Consider the following 23,749-nt stretch of genomic DNA (forward strand, 5'->3'; position numbering starts at 1 on the left):
TTATTTGATATTAGATAGCCGTAGAGATATTAAATCTTGAAGGCTATCTTGTTTTTTTTCTAATTCAATTAATATATTTTCTAAGTCATGAACTTTGCTGTCCGGGATTAATTTATATATTTCACAATATTCCTCGATCCCCATCCCGGCTGAAGAGTTAATTGATATTATGTTAACCTTATCTTTGCTAGATAGTAGGTATATTTCTAAAGGTAGCTTGTTAGATAAAAAGCTAACGCCTTTATCTTTGAAAGATAAATAATCTGACTCGCTTTCCTTTGGATGTAACTTTAAAATTGGGGTTAAACCTTTATGTTTACTTTCTAATATTAACTTACTATAGATGTCATAAAAGAAACCATTGTCTTTAAGCTTACCTTTTAATTTGTTAAATATAGGTTGTGTGGCGATGATCAATGTTTTATTGTCGAAATTATTAGTACTATCAAATTTAAAGCATTGTTGAATTTTTGATATTTTTGCTTTATCTTTTGATAAAATAAGTCTTCTTCCTTTGTGTTGTACAGATTTTGGTAACTTTTCTGGGTGTATTACATAAATGTGGTCACATTGCTTTCTTTCACCAAATACGTAATGGTTAGGTGGTTGATTTGATAGCAAGCGAAGTAATTGCTTGGGTTTATCATCAATCTGGTGCTTAACGTAATTCCCAATTCCATCTTCTATCATTGAGTAAGAGCTAACTAGAAGGCGAAATAGCCTAGACATCTTATTGTTATCATTGAATAAGAATAGTTTATTTATCCCCTTCTTTAGGTCTACGTTGTTATTGCTCTCATATATTGACGACGTCAATATGTTTTTTAATGGATCTGGTATTGGCCAACCACGAAGTGAACAAAATAAAATATATTTACCAATATATCCAATTTTCTTTATATGATTAACTAATGACTCTCTGTTCATTAAGACTAACTCTATTTTTTTAGGGAGTTGAGTTGTGTCTATGTCTTTGGGGTCTATATCTTGGTAATCATAGAAATAAATTATGGTTGAGAGATTTACCTCATCTTGTGCTTTATACAAACTAAGTAATAAGTGCCTTACCGTAGAGCAGATATATATATCTTTATGTGTTGAATTCATGATTTATTTCTACTCAGTTTGAATTTCAAATTATGTAAGTGGCGTTGAATAGTTTCATTTAAATTGAACCATTCACGCTTACATTTCTTGAATAAACTTCTGTTGCTGGTGCGCTTTTCATAGCCGATATCAGAATCAAACTTTGGGTCATTTGTTAAGCAGGGGACCGCAGTGCCGTAGCACTCGACTTCGTTTTGCCAGAATCGATCCATATAAATATCTACAGCCATATACCACTCTTTTGAGTGTTCAAGGAGTTTTTTAGCCCCTGAAGGTCTTAAGAAATAAGCTGTTGCACTCATATGTCCTTTAGTGAACTTATGAATACTAGTATATTTAGCTCCGAACACTTCATAAGAATCATATTTACGGCGCTTATTTTTGAATAATCTCACACATTCTACAGTTTCAGGTATATCACTAATATCTTGTATGAAGTTAATGAATGTCTCTTTAAATATAAGAGCATCATCTTCAATTACGATTATTGATTGGTTGAGTTCGACACATTTCTGCCATAATAAATAATGGCTTGCATAGCACCCTAACTGACCAGCGCTTAGGGTTTTTGCTCGGTATGTTTGACTTAAATCATTATTGTAAAGGCTTAGTAGTGGGTGAGAGGGGGATATTCTGCCATCCACAGCAGAAAAAAGCTCAAAAGGAAGAGATAGTTCATCTAGTTGACGACTAATGTTCTCTTTTCTCTCTTTGGAAGATTCTAAATTTATGACAAATATTTTAGTCATTGGTAACTCTCTTGCATCTTGAGCAAATAGGGATTAAGAGTAATAAATACAGTATTAAAGGTTGTGGGTGATTAAAAGGAACATCGGTCAAACCGGCAAAGAAGAAAAGAGATGTTGCTCCAATAACAATAAATTTTTCATAAATCAATAAATGCTTTAAAGCTAGTAGTGGAAAAACGAGTAATCCGCTAAGTAACAATAGTCCTACTATTCCTGATTTAACTAACTTGTCAATAATTTGATTATGATAATGGCTAGACGCATAATAATAAATAAAATGAGATATAGTATTATTATCTAGTTTCTCTTTTAATATTTTATTATAGCTTTCGCCATGACCTTGGCCTATTATAGGGCTTTGCGTATAAAACTCTGGTGCTAACTTCCATAACTGAATCCTCCATCCAATAGACGTGTCATAATTTCCAGATTTTATATTATTAATTTCATAAACGGTATGGTTGTATCTCTGGCTTATTTTGTCCTTAAATAAAATAAAACTAGCTGAAAGTAAAATAGCAGTTATAGTTGTGAAAAATAAAACTTGATATTTAGATGGCTTGTTTGTCACGCACCTGAAAAATATTATGAGAGAAATGCTTAACAATAAAGCTAGCCAAACCCCTCGAGCTTCGCTCAAAAGAATAGGGGGCAGGTAGAGTAGTGTTGTGAAAGTGTTAATTAACTTGTTCTTAAATGTTGATTTTTCTATTGCTAGAGAGAAAGCAGCGATGAAGAGTAAAGCAGAAGCGGTAGCATAAGGAATTGGGTTAATGTACCCAGCATCACGTTCAATACCGACATATACGTTAAAATAAAGACTATTGGCACATATAAACAAGCCACCAGTTAAAAGGACATAACGAATTGTTTTCTTTTGCAGTAACTCATTAGGGAGAAATAATAGAAATAATGTTATACCAATTAATGCTCTAAGTTCTCTAGAACTTGCACCATGATAATAATAGCTGAATATTGAATATAGACATAAGGTACACAACAGCCATATGAAAGGATGACGTAAATTTTGTACTACAATGGTTTTTTTGAACAAAATAATACTGACTATAATACTAACCAAAATAAATGGGATTAATTTTTTATCACCATCACCTAATATCATCATACCAGTAACAGAGAAAAAATATGGTAATACTAATAAAACAGTATATATATGATTTTTTTTAATTATCATCGCTTTCTATGCTAACTATTATAAGGATTTATATTGCTCTCAGGACGGGTCTTAAGTAGTCTTAAGATCCACATATATTGCTCAGGATTTTTGCTTACATAATCTTCAATGCATTGATTCATCATACGAGCATCTTGCTCTTCGCTTCCCGTAGGGAAGGGTAGAGCAGGGTAGAAGTCCAGAGTGTATTGGCCAGTGTTACTATCGTATTGAGCAAAGAGAGGAACAATTTTAGCCTTACTCAGTTTAGATAGTCGACCAAGGCCTGAAATAGTTGCTTTTTGAGTGGCAAAGAAATCAACAAAGACACTGTGTTCACGGCCAAGATCTTCATCAGGGAGATAGTAACCAAGGTACCCGTCACGAACTGATTTGATAAAAGGTTTTATACCGCCACTACGGTCATAGACTCGACCGCCGTATTGTACGCGCTGTCGATGCATCAACCAGTCACTGAGTTTGTTTTTCTGAGCCTTTGCCATCGCAGATACTGGGAGATTACGTGACGCGAGTAATACTGCTGGGATATCGATTGCCCATGTGTGTGGTACTAACAAGATAACATTCTCGCCACGATCCGTAAGCTCAGTTAGGTTGCTCAGGCCGTTAATCGAGGTGTTATTCTCTAACCAATCTTTGCTTTTGAGGGTTAGGGATGCAAAGCCCATCAAAAATGAGATGGATGTAACGTACGACTTATAAAGGAGTGCTTCGCGCTCTTCGATTGATTGCTCAGGAAAACACATCTCAAGGTTTACACGAGCTCGACGGTTGGCTTTATTCTTTATTTTTACTGCCTGTTTAGCCATAAACTTCGCCAAGGCTAAACGAATACTATTAGGTAAAAAGCTAACTAACGAAGATAGCAGCACGGCGATCCAGGTGCCCCAGTATTTAGGTGCTAGAAAGCCCCATTCAAACTCAGGGTTGTATGCTTTTGGGTCAAAGTCATTGCGTTGTGTGGTCATCAATAAACTACATTTTTATTAAGGGAGCGAGCTATGAACTTACAACTCAAGGAGAGATCATATTTTAATAATGATGGCCCTAGCAATAGAGCCCGCCACTAACTAAAATTTTTGATAACTTATTGTTCGTTAACAAGCTTCATGTATTCAGAAACACCGTCGGCAACAGATTTAAACTTAATATCACAACCTGTATTACGCAGTTTAGTTAAATCAGCTTGGGTGAATTCTTGATAAGCACCTTTTAAATGCTCAGGGAAAGGAATCGTTTCGATTTCGCCTTTACCGTGGTGCTTGATTACGGCTTTTGCTACTTCTTCAAAAGACTCTGCGTTGCCTGTACCTAGGTTGAAGATGCCAGATACCCCACTCTCTAAGAACCACAAGTTTACAGCCGCGACATCACCCACATACACAAAATCACGCTTAAAGGTCTCGCTGCCTGCAAACAGTTTTGGATTTTCACCGGCGTTCATTTGATTGTTTAGGTGGAAGGCAACTGATGCCATGCTACCTTTGTGTTGTTCGCGCGGGCCATAAACATTGAAGTATCTGAAGCCTACAATTTGTGAAAGTGTCTCGTTGTGCGCTGCTGCATCAGCAGTTAAGCGACGAACGTAGTTATCAAACTGTTGTTTTGAGTAGCCATATACGTTTAATGCACTTTCGTATTCGCGCTCTTCAATGAAAGTATCAGTTTCACCGTACGTTGCAGCGGAAGAGGCATATAGGAACGGAATTTCACGTTCAACACAGTAATGAAGCAGTTCTTTTGAGTACTCGTAGTTGTTGAGCATCATGTACTTGCCATCCCACTCAGTGGTCGCAGAGCATGCACCTTCGTGGAAGATCGCTTCGATATGGCCAAAGTCATCGCCAGCCATTACTTGAGTTAGAAAATCATCACGATCCATGTAGTCTGTGATGTCTAAATCGACAAGGTTTTTAAACTTCTTACCGTCTTTTAAGTTGTCGACGACTAGAATATCGTTGTGGCCCGCTTCGTTAAGCGCCTTAACAATATTGCTGCCAATCATGCCAGCACCACCGGTTACGATAATCATAATTCTCTAACTCTTTTGAATACAAAACTATCACGAGTATAGCAAGGAATGGATAAGGCGGGCTAGTGGAATAATTCCCCAACCGGAGTATGATACGGCAAGCTAAGTTATAAATTTTGTTGAGTTAATTGCTCAAAACTATAGGTATTATCATGAAGATTGCAGTAGCCGGTACAGGGTATGTAGGTCTCTCAAATGCGATGTTGTTAGCTCAGCATCATGAAGTGATCGCGGTGGATATCATCGATGAAAAAGTGAAAATGCTTAATAATAAGCAGTCGCCTATTGTTGATGCTGAAATAGAACACTTTCTGGCAAATAAAGCGCTGAACTTCAGAGCCACGACCGATAAATCAGTGTATGAAGGTGCAGAGTTTGTCATCATCGCAACGCCTACCGATTATGATCCAAAAAATAACTACTTTGATACCAGCTCTGTTGAGTCTGTTATCAAAGATGTGATAGCAGTAAATCCTAAAGCAGTGATGGTTATAAAATCAACGGTACCTGTTGGTTATACTGAGCGTATCAAACAAGAACTGAGTTGTGAAAATGTCATGTTTTCCCCTGAGTTTTTGCGTGAAGGTAAAGCTCTGTATGATAACTTACATCCGTCGCGAATTATCGTTGGTGAGTGCTCTGAACGCGCTAAAGTGTTTGCCGACCTACTTGTTGAAGGCGCTGAAAAAGAGAATATCGATGTTTTGTTCACCAATTCAACTGAAGCCGAAGCAGTAAAACTTTTCTCTAATACTTACCTTGCGATGCGTGTGTCCTATTTCAATGAACTTGATTCTTACGCGGAAGCACATGGCTTGGATTCTCGCCAGATCATTGAGGGTGTGGGCTTAGATCCTCGAATTGGCAATCACTACAATAATCCTTCGTTTGGCTATGGCGGCTATTGCCTACCGAAAGATACCAAACAACTATTAGCTAACTACCAAGATGTGCCAAACAACATTGTCGGTGCCATTGTTGACGCTAACCGTACACGCAAAGATTTTATTGCGGATTCAATCATCAAGCGCGCTCCTAAAGTTGTGGGTATCTATCGATTGATCATGAAGGCGGGGTCGGACAACTTCCGAGCCTCTTCTATTCAAGGGATTATGAAGCGCTTGAAAGCGAAAGGTATCGAAGTGGTGGTGTTCGAACCTGTGCTGGAAGAAGAGCACTTCTTTAACTCAAGAGTGTATGCTGACCTTGCTGAGTTCAAAGCGGTATCAGATGTGATTGTTTCTAATCGAATGGTAGAAGAGATCGCAGACGTAGCAGACAAGGTTTACACACGAGATCTGTTTGGCAGCGACTGATACATCTCTATTTTAGCTAATGCTAATTAGACCAGATGTTAACAGCTCGATCTATCCGTTTAGTGGCGATATACTGAAGCGCTAAACGGATAGGGATACTTATAATCAATGAAAACACGTGACAAGATTGTTTACGCTGCTTTAGAGCTTTTTAACGAGCATGGTGAGCGTAGTATTACGACCAATCATATAGCTGAGCACATCGAGATCAGCCCTGGTAACCTCTACTACCACTTTCGTAACAAGCAAGAAATTGTCCGTGATATCTTCACTCTCTATTCAACAGAGTTGCTTGAAAGGTTCACGCCGATTCAAGGCCAACAAGAAAGCCTGACGCTGCTAAAGACCTACTTAGATTCTATCTTCACACTGATGTGGAAGTACCGATTTTTTTACGCAAACCTTCCTGAAATCTTGTCTCGTGACGAGCAACTTCACCTTGATTACATGGCTGTGCAAGAAAGGTTGCAAACTAACCTTGTCGATATCATGAGAGCGTTTGTTGAATTGAACTTGCTGAAAGCGACAGATTCAGAGATGAAGTCGATGGTGACTTCTCTTCACTTGATCGCATCGGGTTGGTTAGCTTATCAATCTGCGATGTCTCCAAAAGCCCAAATTACCGAGCAAGTTGTACATCAAGGGATGTTACAGATGATCGCGACTGTTAAACCGATTGCAACAGCACAAGGTTTTGAGCAGCTGACACTTTTGGAAGATGGCGTAAGGGCGTTGAACTCTAAATAGAAAGATACGAGTTGAGAGAGTGGCGAGATTCCAAGAGTAGGGAAGAGAAGGTTCTAGTCATGAATAGGGAATCTTTGTGTTGAGGCTAGAAATATCATAGCGAGATTCCAGATATTTCGTTCCTCAATTCTGGAATGACGAAGTCTGAGAATACGAATATAGATACTCTCAATGACCTGATTTGTTTTTCTAATCTCGTTTACTCGAATCCCGCATCTGCTCTTACCTAACCAACCAGCTCTTCGGGTTCTGAGCTTGGCTGTTTCTGCGAATCTCAAAGTACAATGATGGACGTGTTTGGCCGCCAGTATCACCAGCTAGAGCAATAGCTTCGCCAGCTTTAACCTTGTCACCTTCTTTCTTTAAAAGCGCTTGGTTAAAGCCATAGAGCGTCATGTCGCCTTTACCATGATCAAGCAGTACCACTAAGCCATAACCTCGCAGATACTCGGCAAATACAACAGTGCCGGAGTAAACCGATTTTACTTGCTGACCGTACTTGGCGTTGATCACCATACCTTTCCAGTTAACTTGGCCTGTTTGTCGTGAACCATAGTTGTGCAGAACTTTATCTTTTATCGGCCAAGGCAGTTTTCCTTTACGCTTAGCTAAACCGTCCATAGGTACAGCATTACGTCTTTCTCGAGCTGCCTTCTCTGCTTTCGCTATTTCAGCTTTCAGACGAGTTTCATTGCGTTGAAGTTCTGCCAAATAGTTTTTGTCACCCGAGATGTTTTTCTTGATGCTACCAACGGTTTTCTTACGTTGTGTCTGGGTTGTGGCTAGCGTATCGCGCTTTGTGGTTTGTTGTTTTAATAGTGTTGCTATCTGTTCTTGTTCAAGTTGGCGTTGTTTGTGGCTTTCTTCTAACTCAAGTTGAGTTTGTTCAATCGTTTTGATTGTTGCAGAGCGGGCTTTAGCAAGATGTTGGTAATAGTGACTGATGCGATCTTCTTCGACACCCGTATTGAGGATGTGTGATGAGGCTTTAGCGCGGCTTGTCATGTAGTAAGTTTGAATCAGTTGCTCTAGCTTATCGGTATGGACTTTTTTCTGTGCTGTGAGCGCTTTTATCTTGGTGTCTAAGTTCGCAATATTAGCATTAGCGTTATTCAGCTGCTTTTTACTGTCTAGGATAGCTTTTTCAAGCGAAGCAATGGAGAGCTCTTGTTTTTTGAGACTTGCTTGTAGGTTATCGAGTTTTTTCTGTTGTGAGGATAGATTCTTTTGTTGGCGAGATATCTCGCTAGATACACCTTTCAGTTCACCTTGAGATGCAGCAAATGACGACGTAGATAAAAGAGCAATACAGAGGCTCGCTGATATCAGGAGAGTCGAACTAATAGCTCGAATTTGTTTCATCATTATCGTCATTTAGTTGTTATTCATCTACTTGTAGGTTGTTTATGTTCTATTCGAACCTCATCGATGCTCGCAATTCCTCTCGCATCTGGATACTCGTTTCCCGCTACTGCTGTTTAAATCCCATCACCATGAATAAAGTTCTGTGAACGACCGTTGAACCCTTGGTCCATATCTAAAGATGGTTTGTCAGTTTTTGGTTTACCGACAATCTTTGCTGGCACGCCCGCCACGGTAGTATGAGGTGGTACAGCCTGCAGGACTACAGAGCAAGAGCCAATCTTAGCACCTTCACCCACTTCAATATTGCCAAGGATTTTCGCGCCTGCACCAATCATTACGCCTTCACGGATTTTAGGGTGTCGATCACCGCCTTCTTTACCGGTACCACCTAGGGTCACGTCTTGAAGAATCGACACGTCATTTTCGACGACAGCCGTTTCACCAATAACAATGCCTGTTGCGTGGTCGAGCATGATTGCTTTGCCAATACGTGCTGCCGGGTGGATATCTACTTGGCAAGCGACTGAAATTTGATTTTGCAGATAAGTGGCAAGTGCGATTCGACCTTGCTTCCAGAGCCAGTTCGCGACTCGGTAACCTTGCAGAGCATGGTAGCCTTTAAGATAAAGCAGAGGCATTGAATACATCTCTACCGCCGGATCTCGAGTCACTGTTGCACAAATATCACAAGCGGCAGCATCAATAATCGATTGGTCCTGCTTAAATGCTTGTTCAACCACTTCACGCACTGCCATTGCAGGCATTGAGGCGGTCTTTAACTTGTTTGCCAGAATATAACTGAGCGCGGCGCCCAAGCTTTCGTGGTTGATGATCGTGGCATGGTAAAAACTCGCAAGCATGGGCTCTTGCTCTGACTGCTGTCGAGCTTCCTTCACAATGCATTGCCAAACTTTTTGTTGTTCACAGTGTTTCATTTTTCCATCCATCTTATCTATTTCATTCCACGACTTGATGCGCGATGTTATCGCTCTGACTTTTTGTCTCGAGCAAGTAGGTCTTGCGCCGCTAAGTGGGCATCTTTCTCTTGATACAGCACTTGATAAATTTGTTCAACAATTGGCATCTCAACGCCCATACGTTCTGATAGTAACCAAACTTCTTTGGTGTTGCGATACCCTTCGACCACTTGGCCTATTTCTTCTTGTGCAGTATCGACGTCTTTACCTGAGCCTAGCGCCAAACCAAAGCGACGGTTACGTGATTGATTATCGGTACATGTCAGTACTAAATCGCCTAATCCAGCCATACCCATGAAGGTTTCTGGTTGTGCGCCAAGTGCTGCGCCTAATCGACTCATCTCAGCTAACCCACGCGTGATCAGTGCTGTACGAGCATTGGCACCAAAGCCAATACCATCTGACATGCCTGCGCCAATTGCGATAACGTTTTTAACCGCGCCGCCAAGTTGCATGCCAATGAAATCTGAGTTTGCGTAGACACGGAATGTTTTACCGCAGTGAATCTTCTCTTGTAGTTCTTTGAGGAAGTTTTCGTCAGGCGAGGCAACTGAAATTGCTGTCGGCATACCCATCGCAAGCTCTTTGGCAAAAGTAGGGCCAGATAGAACTGCTAGTGAGTAACCATCACCAAGTACATCGTGTGCGACATCTTTAAGTAGGCGGCCAGTTTCTGGTTCCAATCCTTTCGTAGCCCAGCAAATACGAGAATTCGCTGACAAATGAGGTTTTAAACTATTTAGAACGATACCAAACACGTGGCTAGGAACGACAACGAGAAGATCACGGCTTGCTGTGACAGCTTTCTCAAGATCCGATTCTATAATCAGGCTTTCTGGAAAGTCGATATTCGGCAGAAACTCATTATTCGCACGCTCAGATTCAAGGTGAGCCATATGAACAGGGTCATGTCCCCAAAGAACAACGTTTGCACCGTTACGCGCTAGAGAGATAGCTAGAGAGGTTCCATAAGAACCCGCGCCAATGACTGTCATGGCGATGTCTTTGCCGTAAGCGTTTGTCGTGTGTGCCGGGCGAGTTGTTTCTGTCATGCTTCCACCTAAAAATAATGAGGGAAATCGAAGAGTTCTGGAAAGTTTGCTACTAATAAGAAATAGCTGTTTACTTAAGTAACAGTGTAAAGAAAAAATGCACATCGCAGAAGCTGCGATGTGCATTTAAAAGCTAAGCTTCTTATAAAATAAGCTATTTAAGCACTCGTTAGAGTTAAGTTCTACTTTGAGACTTAAGCCTGTTCGCCTTCAGCTTGCTGAGCTTGGTTCTGTAGGTAGTTCATGAACAAAGCATCGAAGTTTACAGGTGCTAGGTTCAGTTGTGGGAACGTTCCTTTAACCACTAGGCTAGAGATTGTTTCACGAGCGTATGGGAATAGGATGTTCGGGCAGAATGCGCCTAGGCAATGTGCTAGTTGGCCAGCTTCCATTTCGCTTGCAGAGAAGATACCACCTTGCTGAACTTCACAAAGGAATGCAGTGTCGTCAGCATTTTTTACAGTCACTGTTAGACGAAGAATTACTTCGTATACGCCTTGGCCTAGTTCACGGCTTTGAGTGTCTAGGTCCAGTTTTACATCTGGGTTCCACTCTTTTTGAAACATGTCTGGAGAGTTTGGCGCTTCGAAAGAGACGTCTTTTAGGAAGATACGTTGGATTGCGAAGTTTTGTTGTGCGTCTTGTTGTGCTGCTTCAGCCATTTTCTTGTCCTTAAAAATTTAAATTAGACTTTGCTACCACATCAGTCGAGCAAAGCCTGAAAGTCATATTGGTTTAACTCGGTCAGCTTATTTCTTGCCTTGAACTATTTCTTACCTTTAACCAAAGGCAGGTTCGCTTCGCTCCAAGCCACTAAGCCGCTTTTCAGCACGCTTACGTTTTCGAAACCTGCTTTAACCAGCAAGTTAGCGCTTTCTTGAGCTGTTTGACCAGTCTTGCATACTACGATGATTGGGTCAGCTTTATGGCTTTCAAGGCTACCAAAGCTATTTGATTTGATGTCTGACGGTAAAATGTGAAGTGCGTCAGTAATATGGCCCTTTTTGAATTCATCTTTAGTACGAATATCAACCACAACGCCGTTTTCACGGTTGATCAGTTGTGTAGTTTGCGCTGCCGTGATCTCTTTGTAGGCTGCGTTTGATGTTTTGATTACGTTCGCGATGATGGCAACAACTAAGCCGATCCACACGATGGCTAAAATCATATTCTCTTGAACAAATGGAACTAACTCTTGCATGTCTTGAACTCTTATTCGTTATTGGGCGAAAAATTATAGGGTAGGAGTATAGCGAGATTTGGAGTTGAGTGTACACAGAGTTCTCAATCTTTGAACAAACCCGATAGTAAATTCTACGATTTTTTTGATTATAATTTCTGATACATAGATAATAGCGACATTTACATTTTTAAATCTGAATGCGTAGTGTGGTTACCGCTTTGTTACCAAAGGGCGGTAGCATGCCTGGTGGGGATTGCTGTATCGTATTAAGTTTTTGATTATAAAGGTTTTGTCTTAGGAGTTTTTGTGAAGATATTAGTCACCGGTGGAGCTGGTTTTATTGGTTCTGCAGTTATTCGCCATATTATCAGTAACACATCTAACAGCGTGATAAACGTTGATAAGCTGACTTATGCGGGTAACTTAGAGTCACTTGTCGATGTCGGTTCAAATGAGCGTTATACATTCGAGCAAGTAGATATTTGTAATCGTTCAGAACTTGATCGTGTTTTTGCTGAGCATAAACCGGATGCTGTAATGCACTTGGCTGCTGAGTCGCATGTTGACCGTTCTATCACTGGTCCTGCTGCATTTATTGAAACGAACGTAGTTGGAACATATACGTTGTTGGAAGCGACGCGCGAGTACTGGAATAAACTTGAAGATCAAGCGAAAGTAGAGTTTCGCTTCCATCATATCTCTACCGATGAAGTGTACGGTGACCTTCCCCACCCAGACGAAGTCCCTAATGGAACCGAGCTACCAATGTTCTTGGAGACGACCTCTTACGAACCGTCTAGTCCTTACTCTGCTTCAAAAGCATCAAGTGACCACTTAGTTCGCGCATGGCTGCGTACTTATGGTTTACCAACAATTGTCACTAACTGCTCAAATAACTACGGTCCGTATCACTTCCCTGAAAAATTGATCCCACTGGTTATCCTTAATGCTTTGGAAGGGAAAGAGCTTCCGATTTACGGTAAAGGTGACCAAATTCGTGACTGGTTGTTCGTTGAAGATCATGCTAAAGCTCTTTACAAAGTAGTGACTGAGGGCAAAGTAGGCGAGACCTATAACATTGGTGGTCACAATGAAAAGAAGAATATCGAAGTTGTTAATACTATTTGTGACATCCTTGATACGTTAGTTCCGAAAGAGACCAAATACGCTGAACAGATAACGTATGTACAAGACCGTCCTGGTCACGATCGCCGCTACGCTATCGACTCATCGAAGATGCAACAAGAATTAGGTTGGACACCGGAGGAGACTTTCGAAACGGGGCTTCGTAAAACTGTGCAATGGTATTTAAACAATTCCACTTGGTGTAAAAATGTCCAAGATGGCAGTTATCAACGTGAACGTTTAGGTGTGGAGTAATTTATGAAAGGTATTGTATTAGCTGGTGGTTCAGGCACTCGTTTATATCCACTTACTCGTGGTGTATCTAAACAGCTACTTCCCGTTTACGATAAACCTATGGTGTTTTATCCTATTTCGACCCTTATGCTGGCAGGTATTCGTGATATTTTGATTATTACCACTCCTGAAGATCAAGCTGCTTTTAAGCGTTTGCTTGGAGATGGGGCGGATTTTGGCATTAACTTAGAGTATGCAGTTCAAGCTTCACCAGACGGTTTAGCTCAAGCCTTTATTATTGGTGAAGAATTCATCGGTGATGATAATGTCTGTCTAGTGTTAGGGGATAATATATTCTATGGGCAGTCATTTAGTCGAACATTAAAAAATGCGACCATGCGAGAAAGAGGTGCGACTGTCTTTGGTTATCATGTAAAAGATCCAGAGCGCTTTGGCGTTGTGGAGTTTGATGGTGATTACAAAGCTCTAAGCATTGAAGAGAAGCCGCTACAACCAAAATCAAACTGGGCAGTGACTGGGTTGTATTTTTATGACAACCGAGTTGTTGACTTTGCAAAACAAGTTCAGCCATCAGAACGTGGCGAGTTGGAAATAACGTCTATTAACCAGATGTATCTCGATGACGCTTCATTAAGTGTGGAGTTACTGGGTCGTGGGTTTGCATGGTTAGATTCAGGGACACATGAAAGTCTTCATGAGGCTTCTTCCTTTGTTGAAACATTGGAAAATGTTCAAGGTTTAAAGGTTGCTTGTCTAGAAGAAATTGCTTGGGCTAATGGGTGGTTGTCTGATGAAGATATCATTCGCCTTGCTCAACCGATGCTGAAAAATAGCTATGGCCAATACTTGATCTCTCTGATTAACAATCGAACTTTAAGAGAATCTCTAAAGGTGAACCGATAATGAAAGTCACAAAAACTAAGTTGCAGGGTTGTATAATTATTGAGCCAACAGTCTTTGGTGACAATAGGGGCTTCTTTTTAGAAACTTTTCAAGAAGAAAGGTATTTTAAAGCTGGTATTAAAGAACGTTTTGTGCAGGATAACCGTTCTAGATCCACTCACGGTGTGTTAAGGGGTTTACATTTTCAGAAGTCGAAGCCACAAGGCAAGTTAGTTAGTGTAACGCATGGGGAGGTCTTTGATGTTGCTGTTGATTTACGTCCGAACTCAGAGACGTTTGGTCAGCATGAAGCAGTAATTCTAACCGGCGACAATAAGCTTCAATTTTATGTACCTCCAGGCTTCGCTCATGGTTTTTGTGTACTAAGTGAATCTGCTGACTTCCAATATAAGTGTACAGACTATTATGATCCAAGTGATGAGAGCGGCTTACTATGGAATGATCCAGAACTAAAAATTGAATGGCCTCTTCTTGAGCCACAGCTGTCCGAGAAGGATCGAGTTCAGCCACTACTGAGCGAAATTGAAGATAGAATTAGACTAGGGTGGGTATGATGGAAAAGTTCACAGTTTTTGGTGGAAGAGGGTTCATTGGCTCTGCATTTGTAAACGAACTTAAACAGCAAGGTCATGATGTTAATGTACCAGAAAGAGACGATGAAAGTATTTACAACAGTGATCTAGGAACGGTCATATACAGTGCTGGTTATGGTGATTGTAATAAGGACCCATTTAATGTTCTAGACGCAAACGTAGTCTTACTTAGCTCTCTATTAAAGAAGGCACAATTTAGCAAACTTGTCTACGTATCTTCGACAAGAGTATATATGAACCAAAGTGATGCAAGTGAGAACAGTGATTTAAAAATTTGTGAAGAAGATAGTCGAAGATTGTTTAATCTTACTAAACTGACAGCTGAAGAGTTGTGTTTGAAAAGTAACCGGGACTGTCTAATAATAAGGCCAAGTAACGTATACGGCTTAGCTATTAATAGTAACTTATTTCTACCTTCTATAATTAGAAATGCAATAAATGATGGCAAAATCGACATGTACATTGCAAAGTCTTACGCTAAAGATTATGTATCAGTGAATGATGTAGTTTTTGGTACATTATCCTTACTCAAGTTAGACGTTACACCGAGTATAGTTAATATTGCATACGGAAGAAACATTACTGCAAATGAAATTTCAGAGGTATTAACCGAAAATATCGATACTGAAATTAACTGGTTGAATGAAGGCCAAAAGGGAGAGGAGCTCTTTCCTGAAACGGATATTTCCACCTTAGTTTCACTTATTGATTACAAACCTAGGTATGTACTAGATGATTTAAAACTTCTTATTGAAGATTTTAAAAAGAAGTTACAACCAAATGAAGTATAGAGTAGAAAAAAAAGATGTTATTTGGGGGTACTTGTCACAAGCATTGAACATGGCATCTAGTCTAATGCTATTACCTTTTATTCTATATTTTCTAACTCAAGAAGATGTTGGGGTTTGGTATGTTTTTATAACCTTTATTGGGTTAATTCAGCTACTCGAGTTTGGATTCTTACCTACTATTTCCAGATATGTTTCTTATGTTTTCTCTGGTGCAGATGAAATATCAGACAAGTATGTCCCTGAGGAGGTTAATAAAGGTAGTGTGAATGTGCAACTACTATCAAACATTATATCTGCATCAAGGAATATATATCTATTCGTCTCGATAATTTCATTTGCTATAATTTCAGTCGGAGGGACTTATTACCTTTCAACACTAGATTACTCTGGTGATAGAGTTCTTCTTTACTTTTCTTGGCTAGTGTATGGTTCAGCTACAGTTATCTTATTTTATTTTGGATACTATAATGCTTTATTGAAGGGAAGGGGAGACCAAACACAGTTGAATAAAGTGATTGTCTTTTCGAAATTAACCAATATTGCATGCGCGATCCCTTTGCTGTATTTGGGTTACGGGTTACTATCACTGTCTATTGGAATGTTATGTAGTGCTGTCGTTGACCGGATTTTAGTGAGGTTGAGTGTTTTTGATAATAGTGCATATGACACGATAGAGGCATTTAAGTTAAAGTGTACCAAAGGTTATACTAGCGTTATATGGAAAAATGCAAAGCTTATGGGGGTTGTACAGTTAGGTAACTTCCTTACAGTTAGGGCAAGCGTACTAATAGTATCGTCTATTATTAGCTTAGAAGCCGCTGCTATGTATGGGTTTACCTTACAGATTACATCCATTGCTGTCATAGTGGCATCTATGTATTTTGGGCTCCAGCTTCCTTATATGAACTCTGAGCAAGTAAAGGGCAATATTGAAGGAATAAAGCGAGCTTTTTGTCGCTCACTCGGTCTATCATGGTTATTATTTCTTACCTTTGCCATTGCGCTTCTCACCATAGGGCCACACTTACTAGCTTTTGTATCTAAAAATACGCAGCTTCTCCCTAGTGCTATGTTGTTTGTTTTCTTGGTTGCTGCTTTTTTAGAGATGAATCATTCGCTATGCACGGCATTTCTAACCACGAAAAATGAGATCATATTTATGTGGCCTCTATTTATAACTGGTGTGTTGATTTCATTTTGTTCTATTGTTTTTGCATACTTTTATGGTTTGTGGGGAGTGATTTTATCTCAATTAATATTACAAATCCTATACAATAACTGGAAGTGGCCTTTATTAGTATTTCGAGAGTTGAACATTAGGGGATTAGAACCAGTAACATCTTTATTGAGGTTAAAATAGTGAATATTATAGTTGATTTAATCAGACGCAATAATGAACATCACGTCTTTAATTCTGAAATTGTGAAATATTTTGACTTGTTAGGTGGTGCTATATTTTTTTTGGATAAAAATGCATCTTCTGCCGAGTGCGTTAAAGACCAAAATAATGTAAAGCTAATAGATGTTAAGGCAACAAAGTTTTATCTTTGGTTCGCATCTAATATACTTCTTGCTAAAATATTATTCACTAGCGGAAAGGGGAGTACTTATACATTTCTTTCATCAACACCGTTACAATACATAATCTTGTCTATTGTATCTAAGCTATTTGGAATGAAAATTAATATTTTCATGCATGGTGAGCTTGGCTACTTGAAAAAAGCAAACGGTCGTGGTCAAAAACTGGGAGCAAGATTTATAAGCCTAGCTTTTAGTTTAAAGTCCAAAGTAAAGTTTATAGCTATTAATGCATACATTTACGATAACTTAAAAAAGCTATACAAAGGTGATAATTTTTTTCATATAGAACATCCAATTCAAAGCAAATATGAGATATCAAAGAGTAACTATGATGGATTGGTTTTTGGTACTTTTGGGGTACAGTCAGTCAATAAAAGTAGTGAGGAAATTTATGCTCTATCTACTCTTCTGTCAAATGACTTTTATAAATCAAACAGTTTAATTACGGTCGGTGTGTCCGATGGTACATTTTCATATGACCGCAATGAAAAGGTCCAACACCAGTGTAAGGGGCTTTTGAAAGATAGCTTGATACCTTTTGATGAATTTATGAAGAATGTAGCATCAATTGATTGCGTTCTATTTTTTAATGAGAATAACAGTAACTACGAACTAACGCCTAGTGGTGTTTTCTCTGATTGTATTTCACTAGAGAAGCCAATAATAGCAATTAGAACTAATATGCTAGAAAGTTATTTTAAAAAATATGGTCAGTTAGGTTACCTCTGTAACGATATAAGTGAGATGGCTGTGGTTATGGACAAAATTGCCAATGATAAGCAGGGGATATTAGAAATAGTCTCAAACTTGCAACAGGTTAAGTCCGAGCTATCTAATGATTATTATATAAGAAAGATTAGCCAATTATCATGATATACTTTCTCGTCCTTACGTTAGTCTATTTTCTTGCTAATGTTGATGTGGCATACCATAATGATAAAAAAATTCAATTAATATTTTTATTGTTTGTCGGACTAATGCTTTCGGTATTTATTGGCTTTAGGTGGGAGGTTGGTTCTGATTGGGATGTTTATTTAAACCATTACAATGTTGTTCAAGGTGAGCAGTTTGAATTAGGTTATGTGTTCTTGGAAAAGATATTCTATACCAGTAACCTGGAATACTCATACTTTCTATTTTTTGTTACTTTAGTTTCTATTTTCTTTATATCGTATTTTTTATTTTCAAGAGTAGATTATGCTATCGTTGCAATAATGTTTTTTGTTGCAAACTATATGCTTTCTTTTATGGGAGGGAATCGCCAAATAATAGCAATTGGAATAGTGTTTCTTAGCAATGCTTTTATCATAGATAGGAATAAATTTGGTTTTATTTCGTGCATTTTATTAGCTTCCCTTTTTCATATTTCAGCAATCATCTATATCGTAGCATATTTTTTTACTATTGATTATGTATCAGCCAAAAGACGATACTTCATTCTAGTGGGATGTGTGGTTTTTGGTTCATATCTAGCGCCAGCGCTTATAGCAATTGCAATAAAAATATTTTCGCTTATTGGTGTTACATATGTGGTTGACAAGTTGACGACATATCAAAGTGTAATTTTTGATAATTTTAGTATAACGTCAATGCTTAAGAAAATTATTATACTACTCTTTTTTGATTTATATTACCAACAGGTGTTGAGTAAGGTAAAAAAAGAATTATGTAATGTTTTCTATAACTTGTACTTTTTTTCTGTGATATTTGATGCGGTTGTTGGTCCAATTAATGCTGCATTCATGAGAGCTAGTGTCTACTTTAGAATATCAGAGATAGTTATTGTGTCTTTAATAGTTGCAACATCGAAAAGTAAAGCTCATCGTATTTTTCTAATATTCATTATCTTTGTCTTATGTTTAAGGCAGTTAAACTCAGCTCTTGCTTTTTACCCAGATTTATATGCTGATTATAAAAACGTGGTTTTTTGATGTTGACTCTCAATGTTAGCTTTAATGATTAAAATTTGGTTTTAAAATGAAAATAAAAATACTAGTTCTCAATATTAATGATATTGGAGGCATTGAGCGAGTTGCTTTCAATATGATTGATATGTTTAAAAAAGATAAATCTCTTTCTAATGTCGAAATAATTTCTATTCATGGTAAAAGTGATTCTTCGTATATTAAAGTTCTGAGTGGTAAAGATGAAAATAGGAAACTATTCCGCTTCTCTAAATCTTTAGAACCCGACACCATCGTTTTATCAATGTATGATAGGTTTAGTATTAAACTAAGCCTTATTCGAAGTGTGTTAAAAAGTGATTTTAAGTTATATGCATGTCAGCACGCTGATTATTTTGCGCATCGTATATCAACTAGGCTATTACGTCGGATCTTTTATCGTGGTGTGGATAAGATTATTGCTTTGACTGAAACTGATAGCAACTTATATAAAAAACATTTTTCAAATGTTTATATTATTCCAAACGTTTTAGGGTATTACCCAGAACATACCTTAAAACATAGTGATCGCATTATCGATTGCGCAGCTGCTGGTCGACTTGTGCCTATTAAACAATATGATCACTATTATCAATTCTTGTCAACTATAGAGCCTCTGAGAGAAAAACAATCTTTTAAATTATATGGGGACGGCCCAGAGAGTAAAAAATTAAGTGATATACTGATATCAAATGGTATGGTTCCAGAGCTTATTCAAGCCGGCACAACTAAAAATATTTATAAAGAACTTAATAATACGAAATTTTTCTTTGTAACTTCACTTAGAGAAAGCTTTTCGATGGTAATATTGGAAGCTATGGCAAGCGGATGTGTAGTCATTAGTTACGATTGCCCCACTGGACCTAGTGAACTAATACAGCATAGAGTGAATGGTTATTTAGTCAAGGCCAACGACATTTATGGGTTATCTGATTGTTACAAGGAATTATTTGAAAACCCAGAAACTTGTCAAAAAGTTAGCAATAATGCAAGAACTACTGCTTTAAAGTATGTAGAGTCAAATATAATAAAAATGTGGAAAGGTATCTGTGAATAAAAAAATATCTGTAGTTATACCGATGTACAATGCCGAATCTGTCATAATAAGAGCGGTACAGTCGGTACTAAACCAGACCATTGACGTCGATGAGATTATTATTGTAGATGATGGTTCGAAAGATAATTCACTCAATGTGATTAGTGACTTTGCTGTTGATAATAGCGATAAAAATATTAGAGTTTTAAGTAAAATAAACGGCGGTGCTTCTTCAGCTCGAAACTTTGGTATTTTAAATGCGAAAAATGAGATATTGGCTTTTCTTGACAGTGATGATGAGTGGACCAATGAGAAGTTAGAAAGTCAAATCAATTATATACTCAGAGATGATGTTGTATTGGTTGGGGGAAATCACTTTGATAAGAGTGTACAACGTATCTCACTAAAGAAAGCTCAAGATGTTAATGAAGTTACTCTTACAGACTTGTTGTTTAAAAACTACTTTCAGACTTCTACTGTAATGACTAAAAGATCTATAGCTTTAGACTTTGGTTGTTTCAATGAGAATCAAAAATATGCAGAAGAAGGTCAGTTTTACTACAATTTGTCAAAGTATGGGAAAATGATTCATATAAACAAGCAGTTAGTCATTTATGATGGTGGGGAAAAATCTGGATTTGGCGAATCTGGGTTGTCTGCTAATATAAAAGAAATGGAAAAAGGGGAATTGAATAATTTAAAGTATGCATATTCTAAACTTGATATTTCATTGTTAACTTATATAGCTGCTTCTTTTTTTTCTATTTTGAAGTTTGTTCGACGTTTTTATCTGGTGAAATTTAAGAAATGATTTTTAAAAATGGAATTATTAACACGATCTACTTGTCATTTTGTTGGCTGCTAACAAAAATTCTTTACAACGAACAGAAGATTATACGATTTCCTTTTGAAGTTAGAGGTAAAAAAAATATATCCTTTTCTGAAAACTTGTCTACTGGCCGGTATTGTCGTATTGAAGCATACTCTACAAATCACGAAAAAGTTCTAAAAATCGGTCATAATTGCCAGATAAACGACAATGTTCATATAGTCGCATGTGAAAATGTAACTATTAAAGATAATGTTCTGATTGCTAGTAGAGTGTTTGTTTCTGATCTTAATCATGGCTCTTATTCTGGATGTTATCAATCGCATCCATCCGAGTTGGCTGCAAAGCGAGTTTTATCTTCATCTCCTGTAATTATTGAAAGTAATGTCTGGCTAGGAGAAGGTGTAGTAGTTTTGCCTGGAGTCACTATAGGAGAAAATGTTATAGTCGGAGCTAACTCTGTAGTTTCTAAGAGTTTAGAAAGTAATTCCATATATGCTGGTAACCCAGCAAAACTTATTAAAAAATATAACTTCGAAACTGAGTCATGGGAAAGAGTTTGATGTTAGACTTAAAGCTCAAAGATAAGAAAATAGCACTCTTTTGCCCTGCTTTCTTTGGTTATGATAATGATATAAAAGATACGTTAGAAGAAAGTGGAGCAAAGGTTTTTTTGTATGATGAGCGTGTCTTTACAAGTACTTTAGGTAGAGGCCTTGTTCGTTTAGGTTTTCACCGGTTAGTTAGTCCCTATATTGATAGTTTTTATAGCGAAAATCTTGTAAATAAGGCAAGTGAATTAGACTATATACTGTTGGTCAACCCCGAAACTGTACCTGTCGAAGTTTTAAAAAGAGCCAAGAAAAATAATCAAAAAATTAAAATTATCACTTACATGTGGGACTCTTTTAACAACAAACCTTACTCAAACAAATATATAGATGTATCATCTTCATTTTTCACATTTGACCCAAGTGATGCTAAAGAAAATAATGTTGCTTTTTTGCCTCTTTTTTATGTTAATGAATATGAGGGTTTGAGTAACAAAGAAGTTAAGTACGATCTTGCCTTTATCGGAACGGCTCATTCAGAGCGATTTGAGTCTGTTTCTAATATCGTAAAACATTTCGATAACAAGTTTTTATTTTTCTACTGCCCTAGTTATATGGTTTTTCTTTTTAAGAAATATATAAAAGGTGAGTTGCAAGGTTTGAATTTATCAGATGTCTCTTTCTCGTCGATGAGTAGAGATAAAGTATTAAATTTAATCGAGAAAACTAATACAATTATAGACATTAGTCATCCATCTCAAATCGGTCTAACGATGAGAACTATTGAGATGCTTGGAGCAGGAAAGAAAATAGTCACGACGAATAGTCAAATATTATCTTATGACTTTTATCATCCGAGTAATATATTGTATGTGGATGATGAAACCTCTTCAGAAGAAATTAATTCTTTCGTCAATACACCTTACTCTCCAATCGAGAGTGAACTTCGCAGAAAATACAGTATTAACTCTTGGATTGAAAGGCTTTTTATATGAGCAATATTTTACCCGTTATTTTAGCTGGAGGTTCAGGTTCGCGATTGTGGCCGATGTCTCGCACTCATTATCCGAAGCAGTTTTTACCACTGACAAACGAAACCTCAATGTTGCAAGATACTATCCTTCGATTGGGTGGGCTTGAACATGGTCCAGTGTCGTTAATCTGTAATGAAGCACATCGTTTTTTAGTGGCTGAGCAATTGCGTTCCAATAACATTAAGCACTCTGGGATAATCTTAGAACCCTTTGGACGTAACACGGCGCCTGCAGTCGCTTTGGCTGCTTTGAGAGCAATCGAAAACGAACAAAACCCGATATTATTGGTATTGGCAGCTGATCATTTGATAAAAAATGAGCAAGAATTTAGAGAAACATTGGCAATCGCCAAACCATTTGCCGAGAGTGGGAAGCTCGTAACTTTTGGTATCGTTCCTACCAAACCTGAAACTGGCTATGGCTATATCCGAGGAGGTCATGAGATCGATGAGAGTGGTCTTTACTCTGTTGATACCTTTGTTGAGAAGCCGAACCGCGTTGTAGCTGAACAATATTTAAAAGACGGCGGATACTACTGGAACAGTGGAATGTTCATGTTCACTGCCTCTCGTTATTTAGAAGAACTTGAGAAGTTTCGTCCGGATATTTTGGCTCTCGTAAAAAAAGCTTACTCAGGAGCTAACTTTGACCTTGATTTCATTCGTTTGGATGAAGAGGTATTTGCTAAATGCCCTGACGAGTCTATTGATTACGCTGTAATGGAAAAAACGAACGATGCTGTCGTTTGTCCGATGGATGTTGGTTGGAGCGATGTTGGAGCATGGTCATCACTTTGGGAAGTCAGTGATAAAGATTGCAATGGCAACGTTGTAAAAGGTGACGTATTAACTGATAACACCCACAATTGTTACATTAACTCACCACATCGATTAGTTGCGACTGTCGGTGTAAATGATCTCGTTGTTGTTGATACTAAAGATGCATTATTAGTAGCACATCGAGATGAGGTTCAAAACGTCAAGAACATAGTGTCAAACTTAAAGGCCAAAGAACGAACCGAATTCTTACATCATCGCGAAGTATATCGCCCTTGGGGTAAGCACGAATATATTGCAGGAGGCAATCGCTATCATGTAAAAAAAGTTATTGTAAAACCGGGTGAGAAGACGGCTATGCAATTACACTATCACCGTTCAGAGCACTGGGTTGTCGTGTCTGGGACAGCTAAAGTATATAGAGGTAGCGATGAGTACGTTATCACCGAAAATGAATCGATTTATATACCTGTTGGTGAAGAGCACTGTTTTGAGAACCCAGGGAAGTTACCTTTGGAAATTATTGAGGTCAGATCAGGTAGCTATTTAGGTGAAGATGATATCGTAAGAACACCCCGCCAGGGTGAGGGTTACTAACTAATTTAAGGT

24 protein-coding genes are annotated in these 23,749 nt (G+C 38.2%); 14 read left to right on the forward strand and 10 right to left on the reverse strand.

All coding sequences use genetic code 11. The features are described 5' to 3' along the window. The 5 genes from FLM53_RS08795 to rfaD form a co-directional block, all read right to left on the reverse strand. Positions 1-1,107 (reverse strand): polysialyltransferase family glycosyltransferase, encoded by a 1,107-nt coding sequence (locus FLM53_RS08795; protein WP_176680730.1) that lies wholly within the window; start codon positions 1,105-1,107, stop codon positions 1-3. Further along, entirely contained in the window at positions 1,104-1,856 is a 753-nt protein-coding gene (locus FLM53_RS08800; protein WP_176680731.1) for a glycosyltransferase family 25 protein, read from the reverse strand. The genes FLM53_RS08795 and FLM53_RS08800 overlap by 4 nt, the downstream gene beginning before the upstream one ends. Then, positions 1,849-3,051, reverse strand: coding sequence for an O-antigen ligase (locus tag FLM53_RS08805; RefSeq protein WP_176680732.1), 1,203 nt, complete (start codon positions 3,049-3,051; stop codon positions 1,849-1,851). The genes FLM53_RS08800 and FLM53_RS08805 overlap by 8 nt, the downstream gene beginning before the upstream one ends. An 11-nt stretch (positions 3,052-3,062) precedes the next feature. Then, positions 3,063-4,019 (reverse strand): lauroyl-Kdo(2)-lipid IV(A) myristoyltransferase, encoded by a 957-nt coding sequence (lpxM, locus tag FLM53_RS08810; RefSeq protein ID WP_176680733.1) that lies wholly within the window; start codon positions 4,017-4,019, stop codon positions 3,063-3,065. Between the two features lie 119 nt (positions 4,020-4,138). After that, on the reverse strand, positions 4,139-5,083 hold the full coding sequence (rfaD, locus tag FLM53_RS08815; RefSeq protein ID WP_176680734.1) for an ADP-glyceromanno-heptose 6-epimerase: 945 nt from the start codon (positions 5,081-5,083) through the stop codon (positions 4,139-4,141). A 152-nt stretch (positions 5,084-5,235) separates the two neighbouring features. Between rfaD and FLM53_RS08820 the strand changes: the two genes are divergently transcribed. Together FLM53_RS08820 and FLM53_RS08825 are read left to right on the forward strand one after the other, a co-directional pair. After that, on the forward strand, positions 5,236-6,399 hold the full coding sequence (locus FLM53_RS08820) for a nucleotide sugar dehydrogenase (protein ID WP_176680735.1): 1,164 nt from the start codon (positions 5,236-5,238) through the stop codon (positions 6,397-6,399). Between the two features lie 108 nt (positions 6,400-6,507). Then, entirely contained in the window at positions 6,508-7,146 is a 639-nt protein-coding gene (locus FLM53_RS08825) for a TetR/AcrR family transcriptional regulator (protein WP_065584535.1), read from the forward strand. Between the two features lie 222 nt (positions 7,147-7,368). Here FLM53_RS08825 and FLM53_RS08830 read toward each other — a convergent pair whose 3' ends face one another. From FLM53_RS08830 to FLM53_RS08850, 5 genes are all read right to left on the reverse strand, one after another. Next, positions 7,369-8,520 carry a murein hydrolase activator EnvC gene (locus FLM53_RS08830; protein WP_176680736.1) on the reverse strand — a complete coding sequence of 384 codons (1,152 nt, stop codon included), beginning with the start codon at positions 8,518-8,520 and terminating at the stop codon, positions 7,369-7,371. 104 nt (positions 8,521-8,624) lie between these two features. Further along, on the reverse strand, positions 8,625-9,446 hold the full coding sequence (gene cysE / locus FLM53_RS08835; protein ID WP_048612489.1) for a serine O-acetyltransferase: 822 nt from the start codon (positions 9,444-9,446) through the stop codon (positions 8,625-8,627). A gap of 47 nt (positions 9,447-9,493) precedes the next feature. After that, positions 9,494-10,540 carry an NAD(P)H-dependent glycerol-3-phosphate dehydrogenase gene (gpsA, locus tag FLM53_RS08840; protein WP_176680737.1) on the reverse strand — a complete coding sequence of 349 codons (1,047 nt, stop codon included), beginning with the start codon at positions 10,538-10,540 and terminating at the stop codon, positions 9,494-9,496. Between the two features lie 194 nt (positions 10,541-10,734). Further along, on the reverse strand, positions 10,735-11,202 hold the full coding sequence (gene secB / locus FLM53_RS08845) for a protein-export chaperone SecB (protein WP_004741403.1): 468 nt from the start codon (positions 11,200-11,202) through the stop codon (positions 10,735-10,737). A gap of 104 nt (positions 11,203-11,306) precedes the next feature. Then, a complete protein-coding gene (locus FLM53_RS08850) occupies positions 11,307-11,741 on the reverse strand; it encodes a rhodanese-like domain-containing protein (RefSeq protein WP_132940412.1) in 435 nt (144 codons plus the stop codon). Between the two features lie 288 nt (positions 11,742-12,029). On the opposite strand from FLM53_RS08850, the gene rfbB reads away from it, so the two are divergent. The 12 genes from rfbB to FLM53_RS08910 are packed head-to-tail and all read left to right on the forward strand — an operon-like array spanning position 12,030 to position 23,737. After that, positions 12,030-13,103 carry a dTDP-glucose 4,6-dehydratase gene (rfbB, locus tag FLM53_RS08855; RefSeq protein ID WP_176680738.1) on the forward strand — a complete coding sequence of 358 codons (1,074 nt, stop codon included), beginning with the start codon at positions 12,030-12,032 and terminating at the stop codon, positions 13,101-13,103. Between the two features lie 3 nt (positions 13,104-13,106). After that, complete coding sequence (gene rfbA / locus FLM53_RS08860) at positions 13,107-14,006, forward strand: glucose-1-phosphate thymidylyltransferase RfbA (RefSeq protein WP_105057766.1); 900 nt, start codon at positions 13,107-13,109, stop codon at positions 14,004-14,006. Next, complete coding sequence (gene rfbC, locus FLM53_RS08865) at positions 14,006-14,560, forward strand: dTDP-4-dehydrorhamnose 3,5-epimerase (protein WP_176680739.1); 555 nt, start codon at positions 14,006-14,008, stop codon at positions 14,558-14,560. Before rfbA ends, rfbC begins: the two co-directional genes overlap by 1 nt. Next, a complete protein-coding gene (locus tag FLM53_RS08870; protein WP_176680740.1) occupies positions 14,560-15,390 on the forward strand; it encodes an NAD(P)-dependent oxidoreductase in 831 nt (276 codons plus the stop codon). The genes rfbC and FLM53_RS08870 overlap by 1 nt, the downstream gene beginning before the upstream one ends. Beyond that, on the forward strand, positions 15,380-16,750 hold the full coding sequence (wzx, locus tag FLM53_RS08875; protein WP_176680741.1) for an O-unit flippase-like protein: 1,371 nt from the start codon (positions 15,380-15,382) through the stop codon (positions 16,748-16,750). The genes FLM53_RS08870 and wzx overlap by 11 nt, the downstream gene beginning before the upstream one ends. After that, entirely contained in the window at positions 16,750-17,844 is a 1,095-nt protein-coding gene (locus tag FLM53_RS08880; protein ID WP_176680742.1) for a hypothetical protein, read from the forward strand. The genes wzx and FLM53_RS08880 overlap by 1 nt, the downstream gene beginning before the upstream one ends. A gap of 47 nt (positions 17,845-17,891) precedes the next feature. Then, the gene (locus tag FLM53_RS08885; protein ID WP_176680743.1) at positions 17,892-18,902 is read left to right on the forward strand and encodes an EpsG family protein; all 1,011 of its coding nucleotides are present in this window, start codon (positions 17,892-17,894) and stop codon (positions 18,900-18,902) included. Between the two features lie 46 nt (positions 18,903-18,948). Continuing rightward, entirely contained in the window at positions 18,949-19,971 is a 1,023-nt protein-coding gene (locus FLM53_RS08890; RefSeq protein WP_176680744.1) for a glycosyltransferase, read from the forward strand. Further along, positions 19,964-20,761, forward strand: coding sequence for a glycosyltransferase family 2 protein (locus FLM53_RS08895; protein ID WP_176680745.1), 798 nt, complete (start codon positions 19,964-19,966; stop codon positions 20,759-20,761). Before FLM53_RS08890 ends, FLM53_RS08895 begins: the two co-directional genes overlap by 8 nt. Further along, complete coding sequence (locus FLM53_RS08900) at positions 20,758-21,342, forward strand: DapH/DapD/GlmU-related protein (protein ID WP_105057774.1); 585 nt, start codon at positions 20,758-20,760, stop codon at positions 21,340-21,342. Before FLM53_RS08895 ends, FLM53_RS08900 begins: the two co-directional genes overlap by 4 nt. Next, positions 21,342-22,325 carry a hypothetical protein gene (locus tag FLM53_RS08905; RefSeq protein WP_176680746.1) on the forward strand — a complete coding sequence of 328 codons (984 nt, stop codon included), beginning with the start codon at positions 21,342-21,344 and terminating at the stop codon, positions 22,323-22,325. Before FLM53_RS08900 ends, FLM53_RS08905 begins: the two co-directional genes overlap by 1 nt. After that, a complete protein-coding gene (locus FLM53_RS08910) occupies positions 22,322-23,737 on the forward strand; it encodes a mannose-1-phosphate guanylyltransferase/mannose-6-phosphate isomerase (protein WP_176680747.1) in 1,416 nt (471 codons plus the stop codon). Before FLM53_RS08905 ends, FLM53_RS08910 begins: the two co-directional genes overlap by 4 nt. The last annotated feature ends 12 nt before the right edge of the window (positions 23,738-23,749 follow it).

The sequence above is a fragment of the Vibrio sp. Scap24 genome (assembly GCF_013394185.1).
GTDB classification, from domain to species: Bacteria; Pseudomonadota; Gammaproteobacteria; order Enterobacterales; family Vibrionaceae; genus Vibrio; species Vibrio pomeroyi.